Genomic DNA, 23712 nt, shown 5'->3' with positions numbered 1-23712 from the left:
GACCCGTTATCGAAGCTTCAGCAGTGAAATCGCGACCAGGCCGAGAATCACCGAGATGATCCAGAAGCGGACGATGATCTTCGGCTCTTCCCAGCCGCGTAACTCGTAGTGGTGGTGGATCGGCGCCATGCGGAAGACACGCTTGCCGCGCGTCTTGAACGAGACGACCTGGATCATCACCGAGAACATCTCGACCAGGAACAGCCCGCCGGCGACGACCAGCACGAGCTCCTGGCGGATGATGATGGCGACCGTCGAGAGCGCGCCGCCCAGCGCGAGCGCGCCGGTGTCTCCCATGAACACCGAGGCGGGGTAGGTGTTGTACCAGAGGAACCCGAGCCCCGCGCCCATGAGCGAGGCGCAGAACACCGCGAGCGTACCCGCGCCCGGCACGTGCTTCAGCTCGAGATAGCTCGCGATCACGGTGTTGCCGACCACGTAGGCGAACAGGCCGACCACCGCCGACACCGTCATCGTCGGCCCGATCGCCAGCCCGTCGAGCCCGTCGGTGAGATTCACCGCGTTCGAAAAGCCCACGATGAACACGACCGCGAGCGGGATGTACAGCCAGCCGATCGACGGGTGAAAGCCCTTCACGAGCGGCAGCGAGATCGCGGCGTCGAACTCCGGCACCGTGTACAGCCACACCGCGGCCACGCCGGCGACCGCGCACTGACCCAGGAACTTCGCGCGCGCGCTGATGCCCTGCGGGTTCTTCAGGATCGCCTTGCGGTAGTCGTCCACGAAGCCGATCACGCCGCAGCCCACGGTCACGAACAGCACGATCCACACGAACGGGTTGGTCCACTCCGCCCACAAGAGCGTGCTCGTGATCACGGCCGAGAGGATCAACGTGCCGCCCATGGTGGGCGTGCCACGCTTGGTCTGGTGCCGGTCCGGAGTGTCTTCGCGGATCGTCTGGCCGATCTGGCGGTTCTCGAGCCAGCGGATCAGCGCCGGCCCGGCGATGAACGAGATCAGCAGCGCAGTCAGGGCTGCGCCGACGCTGCGGAAGGTGAGATAGCGGAAGACGTTGAAGGCCGAGACCTGCGGGGACAGGAGCTCGTAGAACAGGTGGTACAGCATCAGCAGGTCTCCGTGAGCAGCTTCACCACGCGCTCGAGCTTCATGCCGCGCGAGGCCTTGACCAGGACCACGTCGCCCGAGCGCGCTTGGGCGCGCACGTGCTGCGCGGCTTCCTCCGCGCTCCGGGTCTCGAACACGCGGGCCAGCCCGGCGGCGCGCGCGGCGCTCGCCGTGCTGGCCGAGAGCTCGCCCACGCACACCAGCACGTCGACCCCGGCGGCCGCGGCCTTCCGTCCGACCTCGGCATGCAGCGCCTCGGCGTCGTCGCCGAGCTCGAACATGTCGCCGAGCACCGCGAACGCGCGGCCCGCGGCGCGCAGCCCGGCGAGTGTCTCGAGCGCGCGCGCCACCGAGTGCGGGTTCGCGTTGTAGCTGTCGTCGATCACCAACAGGCCGTTCGGCGCCCGCACCAGCGCCACGCGGCCCGGCACGCCGGCGAACTCCTCGAGCCCCTTCACGATCGCCTCGAGCGGGTCGCGGCCCAGGAGCCCGGTGGCGAACGCCGCCGCCGCCGCGCACAGGCCGTCGTCGACCAGGTGCAGGCCCGGCGCGCGCATGCGCACCTGCGCCGTGCCCGCGGGACACTCGAGCGTGTAATGCGCGGCGCCGTGCTCGACCCGCTCGACCCGGCCGCGGAAGTCGGCAGGTGACTCGAGCCCGAAGCGCAGCTTCGCGCCCGCGAAGCGCGCGGACTGCGCCACGCAGTTCGGGTCGTCGGCGTTCACGATCGCGGTCGCGCCCGCGCCCAGGCGCGCGAACAGCTCGCCCTTGGCGTTGGCGATCGCCTCGAGTGACCCGAGCATGCCCAGATGCGCGGGCGCCACGTTGGTGATCGCGCCGACCGTCGGCTCCGCGATCGCGGCCAGCGCGTCGATCTCGCCCGCGTGGTTCATGCCCATCTCGACCACCAGCGCTTCGTCACCCGGGGCCAGGCCGAGGATCGAGAGCGGCATGCCGATGTGGTTGTTCAGGTTGCCCGGCGTGCGCCGGACGCGGCGGCCCGCGGCCTCGAGCACGCGCGCGCACAGCTCTTTGGTCGTGGTCTTGCCGTTCGAGCCGGTGATGGCGACCACCGGCCCCGCGAACCTCGCGCGGTGCGCGCGCGCGAGCTGGCCCAGTGCGGCCACCGTATCTCCGACCACGATCGCCGGCAGCGGCAGGCCGGCGCCCGGCGCGTGCGCCACCAAAAGCGCGGCCGCGCCGGCGCGCGCCGCGTCGGCCAGGAAGTCGTGGCCGTCGAACGAGTCACCCTTCACGGCCACGAACAGCGCCCCGGGCCCGAGCGTACGGGTGTCGGTGGAGACACTGCGGATCTCGGTCGAGGCCGCGCCGCGCAGCTCGCCGCCGCACGCACGCGCCAGCTCGCCCAGCGTCCAGCTCACGACGCCACCCGCGCGCGCAGCGCCGCGAGCGCCTCTTCGCGGTCGTCGAAGTGGCGCTTCTCGCGGCCGATGATCTGGTAGTCCTCGTGACCCTTGCCCGCGATCACCACGCAGTCGTCGCGGCGTGCGCGCGCGATCGCGCGCCCGATCGCGGCGCGCCGGTCGACGATCACCTCGAAGGCGCCCGACAGGCCGACCGCCACGTCGCGCAGGATCGCGTCGGGGTCCTCGGTGCGCGGGTTGTCGCTGGTGGCGATCACGTAGTCGGCGTTCGCGCAGGCCGCGCGCGCCATGGGCGCGCGCTTGGTGCGGTCGCGGTCACCGCCGCAGCCGAACACGGCGATCAGCTCGCCGCGCACGAGCGGCCGCACGGTCGCGAGCACGCGCTCGAGTGAGTTCGCGGTGTGCGCGTAGTCGACCAGCACGACCGGGGCCTCGGCCCCCACGCGCTCCAGGCGCCCCGGCACCTGCGGGCAGGTCTCGAGCCCGAGCTTCACCTGCGCCCAGGGGATGCCGAGCACGCGGCCCACCGCCAGCGCCGCGAGCGCGTTGTCGATCTGGAAGTCACCGGGCAGCGGCAGGTCCACGGCGAGCTCGGCGTCGGGCCCGCGCACGCGCAGCGCCGAGCGCGCCAGCTCGACGCGCTCCTCCACGGTCGCGAAGTCGGCGCCCGAGTCGCGGCCGCGTCCGTAAGTCACGACCGGCCGGCCCGCGGCGCGCGCCAGCTCGGCGTAGCGCGGGGTCCACGGGTCGGCGGCGTTCAGCACCGCCGTGCCGGCCAGGTGCTCGGGCCCGAACAGGAGTGACTTGGCGCGGCCGTAGCTCTCGAGGTCGCCGTGGAAGTCCAGATGGTCCTGCGCGAGCTGCGTGAACACCGCCACCGCGAAGCGCAGGCCGCGCACGCGGCCCAGCACCAGGCTGTGCGAGGAGACCTCCATCGCCACCGCCTCGACGCCCGCGTCGCGCATGCGCGCCAGCCAGCGCTGCAGCTCGAGTGACTCCGGCGTGGTCAGCGCCGCGGTCTCCTCGAAGCCGGGCCAGCGCACCGAGATCGTGCCCAGGCTGCCCGCGCGTCGGCCGCCCGCGCGCAGCACCGACTCGCACAGGCGCACGGTGCTGGTCTTGCCCTTGGTCCCGGTGACTCCGACCAGGAGCAGCGAGCGGGCGGGGTGGCCGAAGAAACGCGCCGCCACGTCGGCCAACGCCCGGCGCGAGTCGGGCACCACGGCCACGCCCACGCCGGCCGGCAGCGCGGCCGGTGACTCCTCGACCAGGAGCGCCGAGGCGCCGGCCGCCAGCGCCTCGCCCACGAAGCGGTGGCCGTCGGTCTGCGCACCGCGCAGCGCCACGAACAGGCTGCCGGGGCGCACCCGGCGCGAGTCATTCGCCACGTCGAGCACGCGCACGTCGGCCGCTCCGGCGACGCGCGCGTCGAGGTCGGCCACCAGCTCGCGCAAGCTCGCGGTCATCCGCGGTCCGCCTCGTCCTGGGCGTGGGTCTCGACCTGGCGGACCGGTGCCTCGGGCGCGCCGCCGAGCTGGTCGAGCGCGTAGGCGGCCACCTCGCGGAACACGGGCGCCGCGACCGCGCCGCCCGTGTGCAGGCCCTGCGGCTCGTCGATGAAGATCCCGATCACGAAGCGCGGCGCCGCGGCGGGCGCGATCCCGACGAAGGACGCGATGTAGTCCTTCTGCGAATACGTCCCCTCCTTCACCTTCTGCGCGGTGCCCGTCTTGCCCGCCACCGGCACGTTGGGCAGCGCCGCCTGCGTGCCCGTGCCGCCTTCGACGACGGCCCGCAGCATCGCCATCACCGCGCGCGCGGTCTGTTCGGAGATCACGCGCGGACCCGGCTCCGCCGGGTGCGCTTCGCCCTCGCTTCGCAGCGCGAGCAGGCGCGGGGTCACGCGGTGGCCGCCGTTCGCGAACACCGCCATCGCCGCCACGAGCTGCACCGGAGTCACGCTGATCCCCTGACCGAACGAGAGGTTCGCGCGCTCGACCGCCTGCCGCTCGCGCAGCTCGCGCAGCATGCCGGGGATCTCGCCCGGGAAGCCGCTGCCCGGCACGTCGCCGAAGCCGAACGAGCGCAAGCCGTCGACCAGGCGCCGCGCGCCCACGCGCTCGGAGATCTTGGCGGCGCCGATGTTCGACGAGAACTTCACGATCTCGGTCACGCTGAGAGGACCGTGCGGGTGGAAGTCCCGGATCACGCGCCGGCCGATCTTGAAGCGGCCGTTCTCGCAGTCGAACACCTCGTCGGGCGTGGTGACTCCCGCGTCGAGCGCCACCCCCACCGAGAACGGCTTGAGCGTGCTGCCGGGCTCGAAGCCGTCGACGAAGGCGCGCGCGCGGTAGAGCGACTTGTCCTCGAGCCAGAAGCGGTTCGGGTCGAAGCCCGGCGCCTCGGCCAGCGCCAGGATCTCACCCGTGCGCGGGTCCATCGCGACCAGGGTCGCGTGGCGCGCGCCGGTCTTGCGCAGCGCCTCGGCGAGCGCGCTCTCGGCGAAGTGCTGCAGGCGCACGTCGATCGCCAGCCGTACGGGCCGCCCGGTGCGGGCCGCGGGAGCGCTCGCCACCGTGGGCAGGACGTTGCCGTGCGCGTCGCGCTGCGCGGACAAGGCCGCACTCACTCCGCGCAGCTCGCGGTCGAACTCGAGCTCCACGCCCGACAGCCCGCGGCCGTCACGGTCCGCGAAGCCGAGCAGCGGGCCGGCCAGGTCGCCGTTGGGGTAGAAGCGGCGGCGCTCGGGAATCAGCTGCACGCCCGCCAGGTTCAAGCGAGTCACCTGTGCAGCGGCGTCCGGAGACACCCAGCGCTGCAGCCACACGAAGCCCGAGCCGCGCGCCAGGCGTGACTCGAGCTCGCGCGCGGGCACGCCGAGCGGACGCGCGAGCGCGCGTGCCGCTGCGCGCGGGTCCGCGATGCGCTTGGGCCAGCCGCCGACCGAGTCCACCGTGGCCGACACGGCCAGCGCCGTGCCGCGCCGGTCCTCGAGGTCGGCGCGCAACGCCTCGAGTGACACGGTGGTCGAGGCCTGCTTGCCGGCGCGGTCGGAGAGCCAGTCGGCATCGAGCGTCTGCAGCTGGATCGCGCGCGCGAACAGCGCCGCGAAGCCGAGCAGCGCCACGCCGGCGATGAAATCGAGCCGGGCCGGGCGCAGTCCCGCGCGGCGCTTGACGCGCCGCGGACGGCTCACCGCTTGCTCCCGGCCGCGACGTGACTCAGGGTGTGGCCGTCGGGCTCGAGCGCGACGACCTGGTCGGGCTTGGGGTAGGTGAGTCCGAGCGCGCGCGCGCGCGGCTCGATGCGCTCGGGCGCGGACAGCGCCGTGGCCTCGATGCGCAGTCGCTCGACCTCGAGCGAGAGCTCGTGCTCCTGCGCGACCCGGCGGCCCAGCTCGTAGCGCAGCGACGTGAGCCGCGTGCGCACGTACACCAGGCCCCCCGAAGCCGCGATCACACCGAGCGCCAGAGCGAGAAGGGCCTGGAACCACGGCCCGCTGTGGCGCAGGCGCGAGTTCAGCACCGCACGCCCCCGCGCAGGCGCGCGCTGCGCGCGCGCGGATTGCGCCGCGCCTCGGCGGCGGACGGCCCGCGGCTGCGTCCCAGGAGGCGCATGCGCGGCTGGCGCCCGCAGCCGCACACCGGAAGCTGCGGCGGGCAGATGCAGCCGCGCGACTCGCGGGCCAGGAACTCCTTCACGCGCCGGTCCTCACCCGAGTGGTACGAGAGCACGGCCAGCCGGCCGCCCGGCGCCAGCACCTCGACCGCCGACGTGAGGCCCGCGTCGAGCTCGTCCTGCTCCTCGTTCACCGCGATCCGCAGCGCCTGGAACACGAGCGTCGCCGGGTGGTGCCGGCGGCGGGGCAGGCGGACGCCTTCGAGCGCCGCCAAGAGCGCCTGCACGGTCTCGATCGGCCGGTGCGCCAGGAGCGCCCGGGCGACCCGGGCCGGAAACGGCACGCCGCCCCGGCGCAGGAGCTCGACCAGCTCTTCCTCGCCGATGCGCGCCAGAAGCTCGGCGGCGGTCTCGCCTCGGCTGCGGTCCATGCGCATGTCGAGCGGAACGAGCGCGTCGCCGGGCCGGAACGACAGGCCGCGCTCGACCCGGTCCAGCTGCTCGGAGCACACGCCCAGGTCGAAGAGCACGCCGTCGACGGGCGCCACGCCCGCGCCGGTCACCACTTCGCGCAGGAACGAGAAGCGCGCGTGGAACAGCCGGGCGGCGGGCCCGAAGCGCGCCAGGCGCTCCTCGGCCACCGCCAGCATTTCCGCGTCGCGGTCCAGGCCCACCAGCACGCCGTCCGGGCCGATCCGGCCCAGGAGCGCCTCGGCGTGCCCGCCGTGGCCGGTGGTGGCGTCGACCATGCGCGCGCCGGGGCGCGGCTCGAGCAGCTCCAGCACCTCGTCGACCATGACCGGCGCGTGCGCGCGAGTCACTTCGTCGAGCCCCGCAGCAGCCGCGAGTGCTGGGCGTAGTTCTCCTGGGTGTTCGCGATCGCGGCCTCGTAGCGCGCGCGGTCCCAGATCTCGACCCGGTCGGTGAGTCCCGTGAACACGATCTCGCGCTCGAGCTGCGCGCGGCGGCGCAGCGGCGTCGGAATCAGGATCCGGCCCTGCCGGTCGACGAGGCAGGGCGTGGCGCTGCCGACGATGAGTCTCTCGAGCGCCTCTGCGGAGTCGTTCAGCACCTCCGCGGTGAGTCGCTCGCGCAGCTTCTTGAACACGTCGGGCGGGAAGATCGTGAGACACTGCGCGCCCGCCGTCAGCCAGGGTGACTCGCTCGAACGAGTCAGAAGGTCGCGAAATTCCTTCGGGAGGCTGGTGCGACCCTTTTCATCGAGAACGTGTTCGTGACATCCCCAGAACATCCCGTACACCGGCTCCCGCGCGCACCGGTGAGAAGGGGGCCCCAAGACCTCGGTGCTCCCCCCCTGATCAGCACCTGGAAGTCTTGGGGCCCTATCCCACTGAGTTGGATGCTACCTCCACTCGATCCCACGAGTCAACCCCGAAATACAAAAAAGTCCCAGAAAAATCAGGCACCTCGGACCGAGGCGTGCGAGCGCGTTGCGCCCACTGCATCTAGGGTGTTCACCGGCGAGAGACTCAACCGGTGGGGGTCCGGCGGGTCAGGCCTGGACGCGGCGCTCGAGCACGGGCCAGTGACTCGCGTGGGCGGCGCGAAATTTCTCTGCCATGCGCATCCCACCCGGACCCGGAAGCGCGAGCTTGCGCGGCCGCGGCGAGGCTTCGGCGAGCACCGCCACGCTCGCGGCGACTGACTCGCCCAGCGCCGCCAGGTCGTAGCCGCCCTCGAGCGCGAGCACGAGCCGGCCGCCGCACACCTCGTCGGCGACGGCGCACATGCGCTCGGTGAGCGCCGCGAAGCCGGCGGTCGAGACCTCCATGCCGCCGAGCGGATCGGCCGCGTGCGCGTCGAAGCCCGCCGACACGAGCAGTACCTCGGGCCGGAAGGAGCGCAGCATGGGCACGAGCAGCTCGTCGAAGAACAGCCCGTACTCCGCGTCGCCGCAGCCGGCGGGGAGCGGCAGGTTTACGGTCGCGCCCAGGCCGCGCTCGTGGCCTTGCTCGTCGAGCGCACCGGTGCCGGGATAGAACGGGAACTGGTGCAGCGAGGCGAAGAGCACGTCGCGCTCGCCCTCGAACAGGTGCTGGGTGCCGTTCCCGTGATGGACGTCCCAGTCGACGATCGCCACCCGCTCGACGCCGGCACGCGCGCGCAGCGCCTGCGCGGCGATCGCCACGTTGTTGAACAGGCAGAAGCCCATGGGCGCGCCCTGCTCGGCGTGGTGGCCCGGCGGACGCAGCGCCGCGAAGGCGCGCTTCGCCTCGCCGCGCGCGACCCGCAGCGCCAGGTCGACCAGCGATCCGGCCGCGAGCCGCGCCACCTCGAGCGAGCGCGGCGAGGCATAGGTGTCGGGGTCGAGCTGCGCCGAGCGACCCTCGAGCGGGCTGAGCGCGTCGAGGTATTGGCGGTGGTGCGCGAGCAAGAGCTCGTCGGTCGTGGCCTCGCGTGGCGCGACGGCGCGCACCCGGTCGGACAAGCCGTCGAGCGCGCGCTCGATCGCCTGCAGGCGTTCCGGGCACTCGGGGTGCGCGCGCGGGGGCCGGTGCTCCTGGAAACGCGGGTCGCGCACGACGAGCGGGCGTGAGTCAGCCACGCGCGCAGCATAGCGGCGATTGACACACTCCGGCGCCTGGACGATACAACGGCGCTGTGGCCGCCAGGCGAGAGCCAGAGCTTGGGCGCCGGGGCCTTGCGACCGTTGCGATCACCGGCGTCGGCACGTTCACGGGCGCGCGCACCGCGGAGCGCTTGCTCGAAGGGGACAGCCCGCCGCGCATCGTCGCGCTCGACCTGCGCCTGCCGCGCCGGCTCGAGGGGCGGGTCCGCTTCCATCGCGTGGACCTGACCGAGCCGACGGCCGACAGCTGGGTCGCGGAGATCCTCGAGAAGGAGGGCTGCGAGGCGGTGCTGCACGCGGCCTTCTTCACCGACCCGCACCCCGACGTGGAGCTGTCGCACGAGCTCGAGGTGGTGGGCGCCCTGCACGTGATGAACGCGGCGGCGGCGGCCGGCGTGCGCAAGCTCGTGGTCACGAGCAGCGCGCAGGTCTACGGCCCGCACCCCGACAACCCGGGCTATCTCTCCGAGGACCACGAGCTGCGCCCGCACCCGCACGCTCACGCCGCGCGCGACCGCGCGGAGCTCGAGCGCCTGCTGCGCCTGTTCGCGCAGCGCCATCGCGACATGGTGGTGACTGCGCTGCGCCCGTCGTGGATCATGGGTCCGAGCTACGAGTCGGCGGTGACTCGCCGCTTCGAGAGCGGCCGCGTGCTGACGCTGCTCGGCTACGACCCGCTGCTGCAATTCCTGCACGAGGACGACTGGCTCGACGCGATCGAGACCGTGCTCGAGCGCGACGCGCCCGGGCCCTGGAACCTGGCCGGCGACGGCGTGCTGCCGCTGTCGACGCTGCTGCGGCTGGGTGACAAACGCAGCGTGCCGCTGCCGCACCCGCTCCTGTACGGGGCCGCGCGGCTCGACTCACTCGCGCGCACCGGTGACCTGCCCGAGGCCTTCTGGGACCACCTGCGCTTCGGCTGGCTGGTCGACACGCGGCGCGCGCGCGAGCAGCTCGGCTTCGAGCCGCTCTACACCACGCAAGAGGCCTGGATGAGCTTCGTCGTGGCGCGCAAGCTGCGGGGCTACCGGTGAGTCGCGAAGTGCCGCCCGAGGTGCTGGCGGAGCTGCGCGCCTCGGTGCGCTCGCTGCGCCGCGAGCTCGAGCAGCGCTTCGGCGTGGGCGAGCCCGCGGCCGAGGGGCTCGCTGCGCCCGACGCGCCGACGGGCGCCGAGCCTGCGTCCGACGAGGAGCTGCTCGCGTTCGAGGCCGAGCCGCCGCCGCCCGCAGCGCCGGGCTGGCTGGGCTGGCTGCGCGCCGAGCTGGGCGCGCGGCTCGAGCAGATCGACGTCGTCCAGATCTACGAGTCACTGCGCGAGCGGGTGGCGCTCCCGAGCTCGGGCGACATCTCGGCCGAGGTCGACGACTTCGGCCTCGACGCGCGCTATCTCGCGCTCGCGCGCCGCTGGCTCGACTGGCTGTACGACACCTGGTGGCGCGTCGACGTGAGCGGCATCGAGGGCGTACCCGACGCGCCGCGCGTGCTGTTCGTGTCCAACAGCGCCGGCATCCTGCCCTGGGACGCGCTCATGATCGCGCACGCGGTCGAGCGGACTCACTCGTCGCACCGGCGGCCGCGCCCGCTCGTGTCGGACTGGATCGCGACCTTGCCGTTCTCGCAGTCGCGCCTGGCGCGGCTGGGCGCGGTGCGCGCCTGCGCCGAGAACGCCGAGAGACTGCTCGCGGCGAACGAGTGGGTGATCGCGTTTCCCGAGGGCCAGAAGGGCGCGCTGAAGCCGTTCCGCGAGCGCTACCGGCTGCAGCGCTTCGCGCGCGGCGGCTTCGTGTCACTCGCCGTGCGGCTGCGCGCGGTGCTGGTGCCGGTGGCGGTGATCGGCTCGGAAGAGGTGCACCCGATCCTGTTCGAGCCGCGCATCGTGCGCCGCTTGATCGGTGTGCCGCTCCCGGTGACTCCCACGTTTCCACTGCTCGGGCCGCTGGGCGTGGTTCCGCTGCCCAGCCGCTGGCGCATCCGCTTCGGCGAGCCGATCTGGTTCGACGACGTCGCGCCCGAGCGCGCCGCAGACCCGCTGTACGTGAACCGCACGCGCGAGCGCGTGCGCGGCGCCATCCAGACGCTGCTCGACGAGGAGCTGCCCCGTCGCCGGTCCGTGTTTGTTTGACTTCGTTCGGCTTCGCCTCACTGCGCGCGACTGCGTCGCTTGCGGCCCTCGCTCAGGGCTGACTGACTTCGCTCCCGGGGGCGTCGGTCAGAGCGAGCGGTCGCGGCTCGAGTCTCCGGCGGCGAGGCGGGCCTCGAAGTTCTCGAGCGCCGCGGCCAGCCGCTCGAGGTTCTTGTTCAGCGCCTCGAGGTCGCCGCGCGTGGGCAGGTCGGCCACGCGCAGCACCCGCTCGACCGCGCTGTGCACGGTCTCGCGGATGTCGGCCGCTTCCACGCGCGCGACGTCGCCCGGTGTGCGGATCCAGCGCTTCACGTTGTCGCGCATCTCGTTCAGGTTCGTCTCGACGTCGCCGACGCCGCGCCGCACCAGGCTGTAGAGCGCGTCGCCGCCGCGCTGGATCAGCTCGGCGAGCAGCGTGCCAGACACCGCGCCGTCGCGGTCGCGGTTCTCCTTCTGGTCGTCGACCAGAATCTGCGAGAGCACGATCGGCGTGATCTCCTCGCCGGTCTCGTTGTCGATCACACAGATGTCCTGGCCTTCGCGCACCAGCTCCGAGATACCCCGCAGCGTGATGTACCGGCTCGACTCCGTGTTGTAGAGCTTGCGGTTCGCGTAGCGCTTGATCAGGATCGCCATCGCGCCGGAGTATCCCACCGCCCCGGAGGGGGGTCAAACTTCCGCCGCGTGTCTCGGCGCCCTGCACGGCCCGGCTGCGGCTCCGCGCGCGCGGCGCCCGGCGCGGGCTCGGCGAACACCTCGGCCAGCGCCGCGAACAGCTCCGCGACGCGCGCCGCGGCCGGGTCGCCGTGCGCGCGCGCGGCCCAGCGCTGCGACTCGGAGAGCAGCGCCGCGTGCCAGTCCGCGCGCGCGGGCGCGCGCTCCGCGAGCAGCTCGAGCACGGCGCCGGCGAGCGCGGCCAGCTCTTCGCCCGCGCGCAGCAGGTGGCGCAGCACGCGCTCGCCCGAGTCAGCCATCGCGCGCTCCGAAGATCTCGCGCGCGATGCGCGCGAGCCCGGCCGTGGCGCGCACCTCGTCCGCGAACAGCGGCACCACGCGCAGCGCGTCGGCCTCGAGCGGCAGCGCGCGTTCCAGCGCCTGACGCACTTCTGTGTCACGGCGGGCGAGCGCGGCCTGCGCGCGCGCCGCGCCGACCAGCGCGCGCGCGGAGTCGGCGGCGGACAGCGTCGGGTCCTGCCCGGCCAGGGCGCTCGCGAGCCACCGCTCGGCGCGCGCGGCCTCGGCCGGGTCGTCGGCGGGCGGCGCGCCCGGACCCGGCCAGACGTGCACGCGGTTCAGCACCAGCCCCACCAGGTGGATGCCCTCGGCCGACAGCCGCTCCCAGAACGCCTGCGCACGGCGCGCCTGCGCCAGGTCGGGGCCCGCGACCAGCACGAAGCCGCAGGCCGGGTCACGCAGCAGGCGCGCGACCTCGCGCGCGCGCTCGCTGAAGCCCGCGAGCAGCTCCTCGAAAACCAGCAGAAACTCCGAGATCGCGGTCAGGAACTCCAGGCCCGTCACTCGCTCGAGCACGCGCAGCACGAACTCCGAGCCGCTGCGGAACAGGCGCAGGCTGGCGCGCCCGACCACCGCCGCGGGATGCAGCAAGAGCTTCAGGAACTGGCCGTCGAGAAACCCGGACAGCCGCCGGGGCGCGTCGAGAAAGTCGAGCGCGTGCGCCGCAGGCGGCGTGTCGAGCACGATCAGGTCGTAGCGGCCCTCGCTGTGCATCTGCAAGAGCTTCTCGGTGGCCGAGTACTCGCGGCTGCCCGCGAGCGCGTCGGACAGGTTCTTGTAGATCGCGTTGGCGAAGATGCGCTCGCGCGCCGCCGGATCCTTGGCCAGGCGCTCGACCAGCTCGTCGAAGGTGCGCTTGGTGTCGAGCATGAGCGCCGAGAGACTCGCGCCCTCGGGCGCGCCGAGCTCGCGCAGCACGGCGGGCGGCACCTCGCGCGCCGTGTGGTCGAGCGGCCCGGTGCCGAGCGCGTCGGCCAGGCGGCGCGCGGGGTCGATGGTCATGACCAGAACGCGCTTGCCCGCGCGCGCGGCCTCGAGCCCGAGCACGGCGGCGATGGTGGTCTTGCCGACGCCGCCCGTACCCACGGTGACCAGCACGCGGCAGTCGAGCCAGCGGTCCGGCTTCACGCCAGCGCCTCTTGCAGGCGGTCGGCCAGCGCGCCGGCGCCCTCGGGCCCGTCGACGCCTCCCGCGAGCCAGGGCAGCTCGATCGGCGCTGCGCCGGTCTTCTGCGCCAGCAGGTCGAGATACTCGCGTTGCATGCGCGCGCGCGCGAGCCGGTGGCGCGCGGCTGCAGTCACGATCTCGGGCTCGGCCAGCGGCGAGGGCGCGGCGCCGCGCGGCAGCCGCGCCAGGCACGCCAGCGCGCGCTCCGGGTCGGGCAGGCCCAGCGGCGGCTCGACGCCGTTCGCGATCACCGGCCCCAGGCTCATGCCGAGCTCGCGCACGCGCGCGCGCAGCTCGAGTGTCTCGTTGGTCGGCAGCTCCTCGGGCAGCGTGACCGGCAGCACCCAGGTCTGCGCCGCGTCGGTCATGAGCTCGTGCACGCGGTCCGTGTTGCGGCGCAGCGGGCCCATGCGCACGGTGTCGAGCACCACGTTGGGCACCGACAAGAGCGAGAGACCGTGACCCGTCGCGGGTGCGTCGACCACGATCAGCGGCCAGAGCGGCGCCCCGCCGCGCTGCTCGAGCGAAGTCAGGTGCCACAGCTTTCCGAGCGTGATCAGCTCGCGCCAGCCGGGCGCGGCGTCGAGGAAGCGGTGGAAGCCGGTGTTGCCCACGATCGCGCGCGCCACCATGCGCACGTGGAGCTGCAGCGCGAGATACTCCTCGAGCGCGTGCTCGGGCACGAGCTGCAACGCGAACAGCTCCGGCCCGATCCGCTCCGGCTCACGGCTGCGCTCGGCGCGCCCGCTCGCGCCGGCCAGCAGCTCGCGCACGGCGTCGGAGTCGCCGAGCTCCACCACCAGCGTGCGGCGGCCCGAGCGCGCCCCCAGGAGCCCGAGCGCCGCGGCGACGCTGGTCTTCCCCGTGCCGCCCTTTCCGGTCACGAGCAAGAGACGGCGCGACAGGAGCGCAGCGAGCGTTCCTGTCACGTGCGCGACTCAAGCGGCGGGCGTTCCGCGACGAAGAACGCGCCGAGGACCGCTGCGGCCGGGGCAACATGATCGTCCAGTGCGAGAACTGCGAGACACGCTTCCACGTCGCGGACGCGCGCATTCCCGAAAAGGGGGCGCGCGTGCGCTGCTCGCGCTGCCACCACCGCTTTCACATCACGCCCTCGTCCGGAACGACCTCGAGCCCGAACTCCGGGCCCGATGTTAGCGCGCGCACCGAGACGAAGAGCCGCGAGACCGAGGCCCCGCCCGGGGGCGGCGGCGGCGACGACCTCGAGAACCCGGAGTTTCTCTTCGAGGGAAACTCGGTGTCCGAAACGCCCAAGCGCGCCAAGGGTGCACCCGAGCGCGAGCCGGAGCCCGAGTCCGAGCCTGAGCCCGAAGCCGTGGCGGCCACGCCGCAGCCCGAGCCGGCGCGTCCGCCCTCGCCAGACCTCGAGCCCGACCAGGTGCCCGAGGTGCGCGTGGTCGAGACGGGCGGCAAGACGGCGCAGGAGATGCTCGACGCCGGCGCGCCCAAGCTCGCCAAGGGACCGAGGGTCGAGTTCGCCGAGTCGCTCGCGGACCCCGCCTCCGACGATGACGACGACACACGCAGCCGCTTCATGCTGGGCGACGAGCCTCCCGCGGCCACGCCGCGCGAGGCTCCGCCGTCGTTGCGGCCCGCGAAGGACAAGCCCGCCAAGCCGGTCGCCACGCTCACGCCGATCATCCGGCCGCCCGTGCCGGCGCCCAAGCCCGCCGCGCCGAAGTCGGCGAAGTCCGAGATCGACGCGGCGTTCGGCGCGGGGCTGGGCGACGAGGAGGAGAGCGATCCCGGCTGGGAGTCACTCACTCAGTCGGACGAGTCCGAGGCCAAGAGCGTGTTCGACGTGGGCGCCTCGTTCGGGCTGGGCGCGGGCGACGCCGAGGGCGCGAGCGACGTGCCGATCGCGGCCAGCGAGTCGAAGCCGGTCACTCTGTTCGACCAGGGCGCGGGCGGCAAGAAGCGCCAGGCAGCGGTCTTCGATCCCGAGGCGCCGAGCCCGGCCGGCCTGATCGCGCGCGTGGTCGCGGCGCTGGTGGGCGTCGCGCTGTTGGGCGGCGCGCTGCGCGGCCTCGCGCTGCAGCGGGCCGCCACGCTCGCGAGCACGCAGGCGGAGGAGGGCGCGGGCTGGGTCGCGACCGACGTCGAGACCTTCGTCGCGCGCGACAGCTTGGGCGAACGCGTGCTGGTGGTGCGCGGCAACCTGTTCCCGAACGGCGCCGCGCCGCCGCCCGAGGTCGAAGTCGCGCTGCTCGGCAACTCCGGCGAACGCGTCGGCGAGCCGCGCCGCGCCTGGCTCGAGCGCCTCGACGACGCCGAGATCGCCCCCGACGCGCTCACGGTGCGCCTCGCCTCGAGCGCGGGCGAGCTCTCGGGCGTGGGTCCGCAAATCACCGGCTTCACGGCGCTGCTCGCGGACCCGCCGGCCGCGGCGCGCCGCGTCCAGGTGAATCTCGCGCAGGGCAAGGCGGTGCTGCCGCCCGGCATCGCCACCGCCACGACCCCGCCACCGGCGCCCGCGCCGGCCGCGCTGCCCGCCCACGACACGCAGCTCGCCGCCCCGGCCACACCGCCCGCGCCCGCACCAGTCACACCTCCGGCCCCGGCCCACGACACGCAGCTCGCCACTCCGAGCGCGCCTGCGCCGGCGCCGCAGCCGTCGCAGGTGAAGCCGGACGCCGTGGTGCCCGCGTCGCCGGCCCCGGAGCCGGACTGACTCACTCGCCGCGCGAGATGAGCGCGCGCTAAGCTTGGGGCGGCTTCTGGTCGTCGCCGTTCTTCGGCGTGACGTCGATCTCGGGAGGCGCCTTGAGCGCGGAGCGGAAGTTCTTGATGCCCTCGCCCAGGCCCGCGCCGATCTGCGGCAGTCGGCCGGCTCCGAAGAGCACGACCACGATCAAGAGGATCACCAGCAGCTCGGGAACGCCCAATCCGAACATGCCGGGAGGATCGGCGTGACCCTGGTTGAAGTCAACCGAGCGACCCGGAACACTGCGCCGCCATGAAGCCGGGAATCTTCAAGGCCTACGACGTCCGCGGACTGGTGCCCGAGGAGCTCGACGCGCGCACGGCGCTGGCCACGGGCCGCGCCTTCGCCCGCCACCTGGAGCGCGGGCCGATCGCCGTCGGCTACGACATGCGCGCCAGCGCCGACGAGCTGCGCGACGCTTTCCACGCCGGACTGCGCGCCGAGGGACGCGAGGTGATCGACGTCGGGCGTGTCTCGACGCCCCAGCTCTATTTCGCCGTCGCGAGCTCGGGTGCGGGCGGCGGCGCCATGATCACCGCGTCGCACAACCCGGGCCGCTACAACGGGTTCAAGCTGTGCGGTCCGAACGCCGTGCCGATCGGCATCGAGTCGGGGCTGGCCGCGATTCGCGACCGCGCGCTCGCGCTCGAGCACGAGCCTGCGCCCGCGGCGCGCGCCGGAGTCACTCGGCGCGACTTCAAGGCGGCCTACTTCGACATGCTGCTCGCGCTGTTCCCGGCGCGCGCGCGCCTGCGCGCGGTGATCGACGCGGGGAACGGCATCGCGGGCGAGGCGCTCTCGGGCCTGCTCGAGCGCCTGCCGCTCAGCGCCAGCCGCATGTACTTCGAGCCCGACGGCAGCTTTCCGAACCACGAGGCCGATCCGCTCAAGCCCGAGAACCTGCACGACCTGCAGCGCGCGGTGAAGGCGGAGCGCGCCGACCTGGGCATCGCCTTCGACGGCGACGGGGACCGCGCGGTGTTCGTGGACGAGCGCGGCGAGGCGATTCCCGCCGACCTCACGACCGCGCTGTTCAGCGACGTGATCCTCGAGCGCGGGCTGCTCGGCGCGAAGCGCGGCCAGCCGATGCTGTACGACCTGCGCTCGAGCCGCGTCGTGCCGGAGACGATGCGCGCGCGGGGCGCGGAGCCGGTCCGCGGCCGCGTGGGTCACGCCTTCATGAAGGCGGTCATGCGCGAGCGCGGCGCCTGCTTCGGCGGCGAGCTCTCGGGTCACTACTACTTCCGCTTCCCCGCCGGCTACATCGCCGACGACGGCGCGGCGGCGATGCTGCTCCTGCTCGAGACCCTGGCGGTGCGCGCACGGCCGCTGTCGGAGCTGTGGCAGCCCTACCGCCGCTACCGCCAGAGCGGCGAGATCAACCGGCGCGTGCCCGACGTGGCGCGCGCGCTCGCCCGGGTGCGCGCGGCCTTCCCCGACGGTGCCGCCGACGAGCTCGACGGACTCACCGTGACCTACCCGAGCTGGTGGTTCAACCTGCGCCCGTCGAACACCGAGCCGCTCCTGCGCCTCAACCTCGAGGCGCCCGACGACGAGTCACTCGCGCGCGAGCGCGACAAGATCCTCGCGCTGATCGAGGCCTCGTGAGCTGGGCCGCGCCGCGCGTCCTGCGGCGCGCGGCGCTCATGCTGCGGCGGGAGCGCTCGCTCTGGCCCTGGATCGCGGTGCCCTTCGCGCTGAACCTGGCGGCGTTCGCGGCCGCGGCGAGCTTGTTCTTCGCGCACCTGGGCGCCCTGGCCGAGCCGCTCCAGCGCTGGCTCGAGGTGCCCACGCCGAGTCACTGGTGGGGCTATCTGGTCGCCGGACCGCTGTGGCTGCTCGCGGCGCTGGTGAAGCTGTTCTTGATCGCGGCCTTCGGCGTCGCGCTCTACTTCGGCTTCACCCTGCTGGGCGGAGTGATCGCCGCGCCGTTTCTCGACGTCTTGTCCGAGCGGGTCGAGAGACTCGCCGCGGAGCGGCCGTTCGAGGCGCCGCGCGGGGCCCGGGCCGCGCTGCGCCGTTCGCTGCGCGCGGTCGTCGCCGAGGGCCAGCGCTTCGCGTTCTTCCTGGCGGTCGAAGGGCTGCTGCTCGCGGCCGGGCTCGTGCCGGGCCTGCAGCCGTTCGCGGCCGCGGCGGGGCTGGGCTTCGCCGCGCTCTTCCTGCCGCTGGCCTACACGGGCTTCGCGCTCGACCGGCGCGAGGTCTCGTTCGCCGCGCGCCGGCGCTGGCTCACGAGTCACAGCCTCGAGATGCTCTCGTTCGGGGGCTTCGCGCTCGTGCTGTTCGCGGTGCCCGGTCTCTCGTTCGTGTGTCTGCCGTGGCTGGTCGCGGCCGGCACGCTGCTCGTGCTCGAGCTCGGCCCGCCGAACCGCCGCTAGCCCGGCGCGACGCGCTCGGCCAGCGCGCGCAGCCAGCCGTCCTCGGCGGCAGTCACTTCGGGGTGCAGCTCCACGGCCGCGAGGCCGTGCGCGCCCGCCGCGAAGCCGCGCGCCAGGCGCGCGCCGAGGCCCACACCGACCAGCGACACGCGCGCGGGATCGAGCTCCGGGTCGGCGCGCAGCCGGGCCACGACCTCGACCAGGTCGGCGGCGGTCTGCGCCTCGAGGTCCGCGCGCAGGCGCGCGGCGATCGGGTGACTCGGGTCGAGCGCCTCCGCCGACAGCTTGTCGCTATGGCGGGTGCCGCACAGCACCAGGTCGAAGCTCGCCACGGCCGCGCGCGGCGACCAGGCGGCGCGCGCGCGCTCGACCCAGTCGCCGGCGGAGCGGCCGTCGGCCGTGCACAGCACCACCACGGGCAGGCGCCCGCGGCGCGCGGGCTTCCAGGTGCGCCCGTGGACCCGGTCGCCGCGCGAGAAGAGCGTCCAGCGCGTCTCGCTCACGCGGCGCGCCCGAGCGCGAGGCGCCGCGAGAGCGCGCGCAGCTCCCGCGCGCCGGCGCTCGTCCCGTCGTCGCTCACGTGCACCGACTCCCCGCGCAGGAGCGCGCGGAACAGCTGCGGGTCACTCGGCAGGGCGGGCGCGACCTCGACCTCGAGCCCGTGCTGGCGCCGTGCCGCGGCAGCCAGGCGCTCGCCCAGCTCGCCGGCTTCGGCCGCGCTGCGCGCGCCCACGAGCCAGGCGAGCACGCGCGCGCCCGAGAGCGCGGGCGCGATCTCGCGCAGCACGCGCAGCGCGCGCGCGACGCCGCCGGCCGATGCGTCGACCGGCACCAGAATCTCGTCGAGAAAGGTCCGCGCGGGGCTCGCCAAGAGCTGCGCCAGGCGCTCGGGCCGCTCGAGCGCGACCACCGGCTCCTCCAGCTCGCCGGCGGCGATCGCCGCGGCGAGCTCGGCCGGGCCGCGCTCCCCGCTCGAGACGCGCACGCCCGGCACAATGGGCAGGAGCGGCGAGGGCACGAACGAGGCCTCGACCCGCGCGCTGCCGCGCTCCACGGCCAGCGTGCCCGCCAGCTCGAGCGCGAGCGCGCACCACAACAGCCGCTCCGGGCCGGTCGCCACGCACACACGCGGCGCCGGGCCCTCGGCCGGGTGACTCGCGGGCTCGCTCTCGCTCGCCGCCGCCCGCTCGCGCGCCGCGCTCTGCTCGTCCTCCGGAATGAAGTAGTGGAGGACGTCTCCGAGGTTCTTGCTGCGCGCCACCGATCGACTCGGGCGCGTCGCGCCCGCTTTCTAGCTGATGATCAGGACCGAGTTTACCCCGCCGGCCGGGCCCTCGACCCGCCGCGGATTACTCGGGTCGGGCGTCCACTCGCCGTCGACGAAGTAGCGGTACTGGTACACGCCCGGTCCCAGGCGCACGACCTTCTCCCAGGTCCCGCCCGGACCCTGGCGCGTCTCGACGCCCTGGTCGGGAACCCAGTTGTTGAAGTCGCCCGCCAGCTGCACGTCGCGCACGCGCGGGTCCTTGAAGGTGAACACGACCCCCTTGGCGCCGGCGTTGTTGATCTCGGCGTCGGTGGGCGGGGTGGGCGGCTCCGGGATCGGCGCGGCCTCGTCCTCCTCGCGGTCGTACAGGACCTCGAGCGCGAGCGACATGTAGTCGACGAAGCCGTAGGAGCGCCGGTCGAGCGTGGCGATCGGCACGCCGCGCTGCGCCGCCTCGCGCAGCCGCACGTTGGAGCGGATCACCGAGTCGAACACCAGGTCCTTGTAGGTCTCGCGGATCTCGGCCAGGGCGCGCTTGGCAAAACGCGTTCGCCCGTCGAACAACGTCGGGAGAATGCGGATCTTCAGCGAGTGACCGATGCGGTCTTCGAGCAGCGCGATCGTCTCGAGCAGCTTCGCGACGCCGTGCATCGAGAAGTAGCTGGTCTCGAGCGGGATGATCACTTCCTGCGCGGCGCGCAGCGCGTTGAAGGTCAGGATGCCCACGTTGGGCGGGCAGTCGATCAGCCCGAAGTCGTAGGCCTTGTCGAGCTTCGCCAGCGCGGCGGCGAGTCTCTCGGTGCGGCCGCGCGCGCCTTCGGCGGTGAGCTTCTGCTCCAGCGCCGACAGGATGACGCCCGACGGTGCGACGTCGAGGTGGTCCGCCGCCGCGACGATCACGTCGCCCAGCTTCGCACCCGCGCCCTCCGGCTCGGACAGCACGTCGTACAGGTTGTCGGAGACTTCTTCCGGATCGACGCCCAGCCCGAGCGTGGCGTGTGCCTGCGGGTCCATGTCGACCACGAGCACCGAGTGACCCTCGGCCGCGAGACACCCGGCCAGACTCACCACGGTGGTGGTCTTTCCGCAGCCACCCTTCTGGTTCATCACCGCAATGCAGCGCATCTGTCCCTCCCCACGACTACGAGACAGCTAGAACGCCTGCGCGGACGGTGGGGTGGAAGAGTGAGAGGGTCGGAGGGACTCTCTGCGCGCGCTGCACGCGGATCGCGTCCCTCGGACTACCCAGATCGGCCGAGGCAGATCGCGGGATCTCCCTCAAGTTCCCTACCCCCCATGGAACGCGACGAACGGTAGCAGCAGGAGAAAGCAATGGCCAATGCAGAACACGTCGGACCGCGCCGGATCGGTGTCTTCGACCTGGGCTCGAACACCATTCTGCTGCTGGTCATGGCCGCGGACGGGAGTGTGATTCGTGACCAGGCCCGGATCACCCGCCTGGGGCAGGGTGTCTTCGAGCGCGGCGAGCTCGCGCCCGACGCGATCGCGCGCACCCGCGCAGCCGTCTCGGAGTTCGCGGCTCTTGCTCGAACGGACGGCGTCGAGCGACTGGTGGCGGTCGGCACCGAGGCGCTGCGCCGAGCGCGGGGCGGCTCACAGTTTCTCGGCGAGCTGGTGCGCGACGGCCTGGTCGACGCCGCGCGCGTGCTCACCGGCGACGAGGAGGCCGAGCTCACCGTGGAGGCCACGCGCCGCAGCGTCGAGGGGGCGCTGGCCGTGATCGACGTCGGCGGTGGCAGCACCGAGGTCGCCTGGCGCGAGGCCGCCGGCGCGCCGATCCGCGGTGTCTCGCTGCCGCTGGGCAGCGTGCGGCTCACCGAGGCCCACCTGCCGCGCCACCCGATCCCCGCCGCCGACCTCGCGGCGCTGCGCGACCACGTGCTCGTGGCCAGCGACCCGCTCGCGCGCGCGCTGCCCGGCGGGCTGCCGGCGAACGCCGCGATCGTGGCGGTCGCGGGCACGGCCACCACGCTGGCGGCGCTCGAGCAGCGGCTCGAGCCGTACGACCCGGCGCGCGTCGAGGGCTTCGCGTTCGAGCGCGCGCGGCTGGTGCAGTGGATCGAGCGGCTGGCGCATCTGGGCGTTCCGGAGCGGCGCCGCCTGCCGGGGCTCGAGCCGGGCCGCGCCGACGTGATCGTGGCCGGGCTCGTGTGTCTCGAGGTGGCGCTGCTGCGCCTGCGCGCGACCCGCTTCACGGTCTCGGAGCGCGGCGTGCGGCACGGCGTCGCGCTGCGCATCCTCGCTGGCCACAAGCTCTTTTGATACCGTCGACTTTCCGTGGAAGAGCCAGTCCTGGTGGTCGTCGGCCCCGACGGGCCGCGGCCGTTCATGCGCGGGATCCTCGTGCAGTCACTGGTGACGCGGGGCGTTCCGTTCGATGTCGCCTTTCAGACCGCGACCGCGGTGCGCGACCGGATCGCGGCGCGCGGGAAGGTGGGGGTCGATGAGCTCTCCACCCTGGTCGAAGAGCTGCTCGACGACCGCTACGACCTCGACGCGCTCGGCGCGATCACGCCCGTCGAGCCGCCGCGCGTGATCGAGGAGGACGGCTCGTGGAGCCCGTTCTCGAAGGGCATCCTGGCGGTCTCGCTGATGGGCGCGGGCTTGGAGCCCACGGACGCCTACGACGCGGCGCGCGAGATCGAGCAGAGTCTCCTGAGTCAGGGCCGCTCGGCGATCGACCGCACGGAGCTGCGGCACCTGGTCGCCGCCACGATCGAGCGCACCGACGGCCCCATCCCGGCCGCCTGGTACCGGCTGTGGCGCGCTGCGCGCGACGACGGGAAGCCCAGCCTGGTGCTGATCGGCGGCGCCACCGGCTCCGGCAAGACGTCGCTCGCGATCGAGGTCGCGCGGCGCCTCGAGCTGCCGCGCGTGATCGGCACCGACTCGATCCGCCAGATCATGCGTCTCATGTTCTCGCCGGACCTCATGCCCGAGATCCACTGCTCCACCTTCGACGCCTACCTCGCGCTGCCGCGCGCCACCTCGCTGGTCGGCGACCCGGTCGTCGTGGGCTTCCGCGAGCAGGCACAGAAGATCGCGGTCGGCGTGCACGCACTGCTCGAGCGCGCGGTCGAGGAGAACACGAGTCTTCTCATCGAGGGCGCCAACCTGGTGCCGGGCATGCTCGAGCTGGGGCGCTTCGCCGGCCGGGCGCACGTGACGTTCGTGATGACGGGTGCGCTCGACCCCGAGGCGTACCGGGGGCGCTTCTCGACCCGCAACATGAAGGCCCGCAACCGCTCGGCGGACCGCTACCTCGAGCACTTCGACGAGATCCTGGCCATCCAGCGCTATCTCGTCGCTGAAGCCGAGCGCTACGGATTGCCGATCGTGGACAACGTACAGTTCGACACCGCGGTGGTGTCGGTGATCCGGGCCGTCATCGCGACCCTGGAGAAAACCCAGGCGCAGGCAGTCGAAGAGGGGGCCGAGTGACCGCGCGAACGCTCCGCAAGGTCACGGCGCTGGTCGCGCTCGCGGCCGCCACCAGCGCCTGCGGCACCATCTCGGTGGAGGAAGAGAAGGAGATCGGCGCGCAGATCCAGGCCCAGCGGCGCAAGGAGATGACCTTCGTCCGCGACCCGGTGTGCGTGAACTACATCCGCCAGTTCGGCGCCCAGCTCGCGGCCTCGGCGCGGCCCTCGCCGTTCGAGTTCCGCTTCTATCTGGTCGAGGACGAGGCGATCAACGCCGACGCCATTCCGGGCGGCGCCGTGTACATCCGCACCGGGCTGCTCCTGGCGGTGAAGAACGGCGCCGAGCTCGCGGGCGTGATGTCGCACGAGATGGGCCATGTGACTGCGCGCCACGTGGCCAAGAACATCAACAAGGCCAAGGGCACGAGCTTCGTGGCGAACGTCTTCGCGCTCGCGGTCGCGATCGTGACCGGCAACCCCTATCTCGGGAACCTGGGCGGCGTCGGCGCGGGCGTCGCGGGTCAGGCGTTCATGACCACCTTCTCGCGCGACGCGGAGCGCCAGGCCGACGCGCTGGGAGTCGAGACCATGACCAACGCCGGCTGGAACCCCGAGGGCATGGTCACCTTGTTCGAGACGCTCAAGAAGGAGTACGGCAGCGGCGGCGGCGTGCAGTTTCTCGCCACCCATCCCGCGACCGACGAGCGCATCCAGAACGTGCGCAACGAGATCAAGAAGTACCCGGGATCGGATCAGCTGAAGTTCGACGACCCGAGGCTCCCGATCATCCAGGAGAGACTCAAGCTGATCCTCGGCACCGATCGCGAGAAGGAAGACAAGAGCGACGGCAGCGAGGACCACGATCGATCGGACGACAGCGACTAGTTCGGCGTACAATGCGCCGCCCGCCCAGGTGA

At 73.2% G+C, this 23712-nt stretch carries 24 protein-coding genes; 8 read left to right on the top strand and 16 right to left on the bottom strand.

All coding sequences use genetic code 11. From position 1 onward, the window contains the following. Positions 1-6: 6 nt before the first annotated feature. The 8 genes from mraY to VMR86_03980 all read right to left on the bottom strand — a co-directional run bounded on the left by mraY (position 7) and on the right by VMR86_03980 (position 8655). Positions 7-1086: a phospho-N-acetylmuramoyl-pentapeptide-transferase gene (gene mraY, locus VMR86_04015; GenBank protein ID HTO06201.1), complete on the bottom strand. Its 1080-nt coding sequence runs from the start codon at positions 1084-1086 to the stop codon at positions 7-9. Continuing rightward, positions 1086-2468: a UDP-N-acetylmuramoyl-tripeptide--D-alanyl-D-alanine ligase gene (gene murF, locus VMR86_04010; protein ID HTO06200.1), complete on the bottom strand. Its 1383-nt coding sequence runs from the start codon at positions 2466-2468 to the stop codon at positions 1086-1088. Before murF ends, mraY begins: the two co-directional genes overlap by 1 nt. Beyond that, the gene (locus VMR86_04005; protein HTO06199.1) at positions 2465-3937 is read right to left on the bottom strand and encodes a UDP-N-acetylmuramoyl-L-alanyl-D-glutamate--2,6-diaminopimelate ligase; all 1473 of its coding nucleotides are present in this window, start codon (positions 3935-3937) and stop codon (positions 2465-2467) included. The genes murF and VMR86_04005 overlap by 4 nt, the downstream gene beginning before the upstream one ends. After that, the gene (locus VMR86_04000) at positions 3934-5667 is read right to left on the bottom strand and encodes a penicillin-binding protein 2 (GenBank protein ID HTO06198.1); all 1734 of its coding nucleotides are present in this window, start codon (positions 5665-5667) and stop codon (positions 3934-3936) included. The genes VMR86_04005 and VMR86_04000 overlap by 4 nt, the downstream gene beginning before the upstream one ends. Continuing rightward, the gene (locus VMR86_03995) at positions 5664-5996 is read right to left on the bottom strand and encodes a cell division protein FtsL (protein ID HTO06197.1); all 333 of its coding nucleotides are present in this window, start codon (positions 5994-5996) and stop codon (positions 5664-5666) included. The genes VMR86_04000 and VMR86_03995 overlap by 4 nt, the downstream gene beginning before the upstream one ends. Further along, positions 5990-6910: a 16S rRNA (cytosine(1402)-N(4))-methyltransferase RsmH gene (gene rsmH / locus VMR86_03990; protein HTO06196.1), complete on the bottom strand. Its 921-nt coding sequence runs from the start codon at positions 6908-6910 to the stop codon at positions 5990-5992. The genes VMR86_03995 and rsmH overlap by 7 nt, the downstream gene beginning before the upstream one ends. Beyond that, on the bottom strand, positions 6907-7341 hold the full coding sequence (gene mraZ, locus VMR86_03985; GenBank protein HTO06195.1) for a division/cell wall cluster transcriptional repressor MraZ: 435 nt from the start codon (positions 7339-7341) through the stop codon (positions 6907-6909). The genes rsmH and mraZ overlap by 4 nt, the downstream gene beginning before the upstream one ends. Before the next feature lie 261 nt (positions 7342-7602). Beyond that, positions 7603-8655 (bottom strand): histone deacetylase, encoded by a 1053-nt coding sequence (locus tag VMR86_03980; protein HTO06194.1) that lies wholly within the window; start codon positions 8653-8655, stop codon positions 7603-7605. A 56-nt stretch (positions 8656-8711) separates the two neighbouring features. On the opposite strand from VMR86_03980, the gene VMR86_03975 reads away from it, so the two are divergent. Together VMR86_03975 and VMR86_03970 are read left to right on the top strand one after the other, a co-directional pair. Further along, positions 8712-9713, top strand: a complete 1002-nt coding sequence (locus tag VMR86_03975; protein ID HTO06193.1) for an NAD-dependent epimerase/dehydratase family protein — start codon at positions 8712-8714, stop codon at positions 9711-9713. Further along, positions 9710-10801 (top strand): lysophospholipid acyltransferase family protein, encoded by a 1092-nt coding sequence (locus tag VMR86_03970; GenBank protein ID HTO06192.1) that lies wholly within the window; start codon positions 9710-9712, stop codon positions 10799-10801. Before VMR86_03975 ends, VMR86_03970 begins: the two co-directional genes overlap by 4 nt. A gap of 87 nt (positions 10802-10888) precedes the next feature. Here VMR86_03970 and VMR86_03965 read toward each other — a convergent pair whose 3' ends face one another. From VMR86_03965 to VMR86_03950, 4 genes are read right to left on the bottom strand one after another with little or no spacing between them, the layout of a single operon-like run. After that, positions 10889-11437 (bottom strand): polyhydroxyalkanoate synthesis regulator DNA-binding domain-containing protein, encoded by a 549-nt coding sequence (locus VMR86_03965; protein ID HTO06191.1) that lies wholly within the window; start codon positions 11435-11437, stop codon positions 10889-10891. Beyond that, a complete protein-coding gene (locus tag VMR86_03960; protein ID HTO06190.1) occupies positions 11425-11775 on the bottom strand; it encodes a hypothetical protein in 351 nt (116 codons plus the stop codon). The genes VMR86_03965 and VMR86_03960 overlap by 13 nt, the downstream gene beginning before the upstream one ends. Continuing rightward, positions 11768-12943, bottom strand: a complete 1176-nt coding sequence (locus VMR86_03955) for an ArsA-related P-loop ATPase (GenBank protein HTO06189.1) — start codon at positions 12941-12943, stop codon at positions 11768-11770. The genes VMR86_03960 and VMR86_03955 overlap by 8 nt, the downstream gene beginning before the upstream one ends. Beyond that, positions 12940-13911, bottom strand: a complete 972-nt coding sequence (locus VMR86_03950) for an ArsA family ATPase (GenBank protein HTO06188.1) — start codon at positions 13909-13911, stop codon at positions 12940-12942. The genes VMR86_03955 and VMR86_03950 overlap by 4 nt, the downstream gene beginning before the upstream one ends. Before the next feature lie 68 nt (positions 13912-13979). On the opposite strand from VMR86_03950, the gene VMR86_03945 reads away from it, so the two are divergent. After that, complete coding sequence (locus tag VMR86_03945) at positions 13980-15674, top strand: zinc-ribbon domain-containing protein (GenBank protein ID HTO06187.1); 1695 nt, start codon at positions 13980-13982, stop codon at positions 15672-15674. A gap of 28 nt (positions 15675-15702) precedes the next feature. Here VMR86_03945 and VMR86_03940 read toward each other — a convergent pair whose 3' ends face one another. Continuing rightward, the gene (locus tag VMR86_03940; GenBank protein HTO06186.1) at positions 15703-15897 is read right to left on the bottom strand and encodes a twin-arginine translocase TatA/TatE family subunit; all 195 of its coding nucleotides are present in this window, start codon (positions 15895-15897) and stop codon (positions 15703-15705) included. Positions 15898-15959: 62 nt separating this feature from the next. Between VMR86_03940 and VMR86_03935 the strand changes: the two genes are divergently transcribed. Beyond that, positions 15960-17315 carry a phosphomannomutase/phosphoglucomutase gene (locus tag VMR86_03935; protein ID HTO06185.1) on the top strand — a complete coding sequence of 452 codons (1356 nt, stop codon included), beginning with the start codon at positions 15960-15962 and terminating at the stop codon, positions 17313-17315. After that, positions 17312-18085, top strand: a complete 774-nt coding sequence (locus VMR86_03930; GenBank protein HTO06184.1) for an EI24 domain-containing protein — start codon at positions 17312-17314, stop codon at positions 18083-18085. The genes VMR86_03935 and VMR86_03930 overlap by 4 nt, the downstream gene beginning before the upstream one ends. Here the strand turns inward: VMR86_03930 and VMR86_03925 are convergent. From VMR86_03925 to VMR86_03915, 3 genes are read right to left on the bottom strand one after another with little or no spacing between them, the layout of a single operon-like run. Next, positions 18082-18588: a hypothetical protein gene (locus tag VMR86_03925; GenBank protein HTO06183.1), complete on the bottom strand. Its 507-nt coding sequence runs from the start codon at positions 18586-18588 to the stop codon at positions 18082-18084. The two genes, VMR86_03930 and VMR86_03925, sit on opposite strands and share 4 nt — an antisense overlap. Further along, positions 18585-19346, bottom strand: coding sequence for a hypothetical protein (locus VMR86_03920; protein ID HTO06182.1), 762 nt, complete (start codon positions 19344-19346; stop codon positions 18585-18587). Before VMR86_03920 ends, VMR86_03925 begins: the two co-directional genes overlap by 4 nt. Positions 19347-19376: 30 nt before the next feature. Then, positions 19377-20477, bottom strand: coding sequence for an AAA family ATPase (locus tag VMR86_03915; GenBank protein ID HTO06181.1), 1101 nt, complete (start codon positions 20475-20477; stop codon positions 19377-19379). Between the two features lie 207 nt (positions 20478-20684). Between VMR86_03915 and VMR86_03910 the strand changes: the two genes are divergently transcribed. From VMR86_03910 to VMR86_03900, 3 genes are read left to right on the top strand one after another with little or no spacing between them, the layout of a single operon-like run. After that, entirely contained in the window at positions 20685-21635 is a 951-nt protein-coding gene (locus tag VMR86_03910; GenBank protein HTO06180.1) for a Ppx/GppA family phosphatase, read from the top strand. A 15-nt stretch (positions 21636-21650) separates the two neighbouring features. Then, positions 21651-22814, top strand: a complete 1164-nt coding sequence (locus VMR86_03905; protein HTO06179.1) for an ATP cone domain-containing protein — start codon at positions 21651-21653, stop codon at positions 22812-22814. After that, complete coding sequence (locus VMR86_03900; protein ID HTO06178.1) at positions 22811-23680, top strand: M48 family metallopeptidase; 870 nt, start codon at positions 22811-22813, stop codon at positions 23678-23680. Before VMR86_03905 ends, VMR86_03900 begins: the two co-directional genes overlap by 4 nt. The last annotated feature ends 32 nt before the right edge of the window (positions 23681-23712 follow it).

It is taken from the genome of Myxococcota bacterium, assembly GCA_035498015.1.
Taxonomy (GTDB): domain Bacteria; phylum Myxococcota_A; class UBA9160; order SZUA-336; family SZUA-336; genus VGRW01.
Note: the sequence above shows the minus strand (reverse complement) of the source record. Positions and strands in the feature narration are given on the sequence as shown.

What these genes read in the sequence shown, in the direction of transcription:
- VMR86_04005 (HTO06199.1), bottom strand. Translation starts at nt 3,937, where the DNA reads ATGACCGCGAGCTTGCGCGAGCTGGTGGCCGACCTCGACGCGCGCGTC.
- VMR86_03915 (HTO06181.1), bottom strand. Translation starts at nt 20,477, where the DNA reads ATGCGCTGCATTGCGGTGATGAACCAGAAGGGTGGCTGCGGAAAGACC.
- VMR86_03910 (HTO06180.1), top strand. Translation starts at nt 20,685, where the DNA reads ATGGCCAATGCAGAACACGTCGGACCGCGCCGGATCGGTGTCTTCGAC.
- VMR86_03935 (HTO06185.1), top strand. Translation starts at nt 15,960, where the DNA reads ATGAAGCCGGGAATCTTCAAGGCCTACGACGTCCGCGGACTGGTGCCC.
- mraY (HTO06201.1), bottom strand. Translation starts at nt 1,086, where the DNA reads ATGCTGTACCACCTGTTCTACGAGCTCCTGTCCCCGCAGGTCTCGGCC.
- VMR86_03940 (HTO06186.1), bottom strand. Translation starts at nt 15,897, where the DNA reads ATGTTCGGATTGGGCGTTCCCGAGCTGCTGGTGATCCTCTTGATCGTG.
- VMR86_03965 (HTO06191.1), bottom strand. Translation starts at nt 11,437, where the DNA reads ATGGCGATCCTGATCAAGCGCTACGCGAACCGCAAGCTCTACAACACG.
- mraZ (HTO06195.1), bottom strand. Translation starts at nt 7,341, where the DNA reads ATGTTCTGGGGATGTCACGAACACGTTCTCGATGAAAAGGGTCGCACC.
- VMR86_03960 (HTO06190.1), bottom strand. Translation starts at nt 11,775, where the DNA reads ATGGCTGACTCGGGCGAGCGCGTGCTGCGCCACCTGCTGCGCGCGGGC.
- VMR86_03945 (HTO06187.1), top strand. Translation starts at nt 13,980, where the DNA reads ATGATCGTCCAGTGCGAGAACTGCGAGACACGCTTCCACGTCGCGGAC.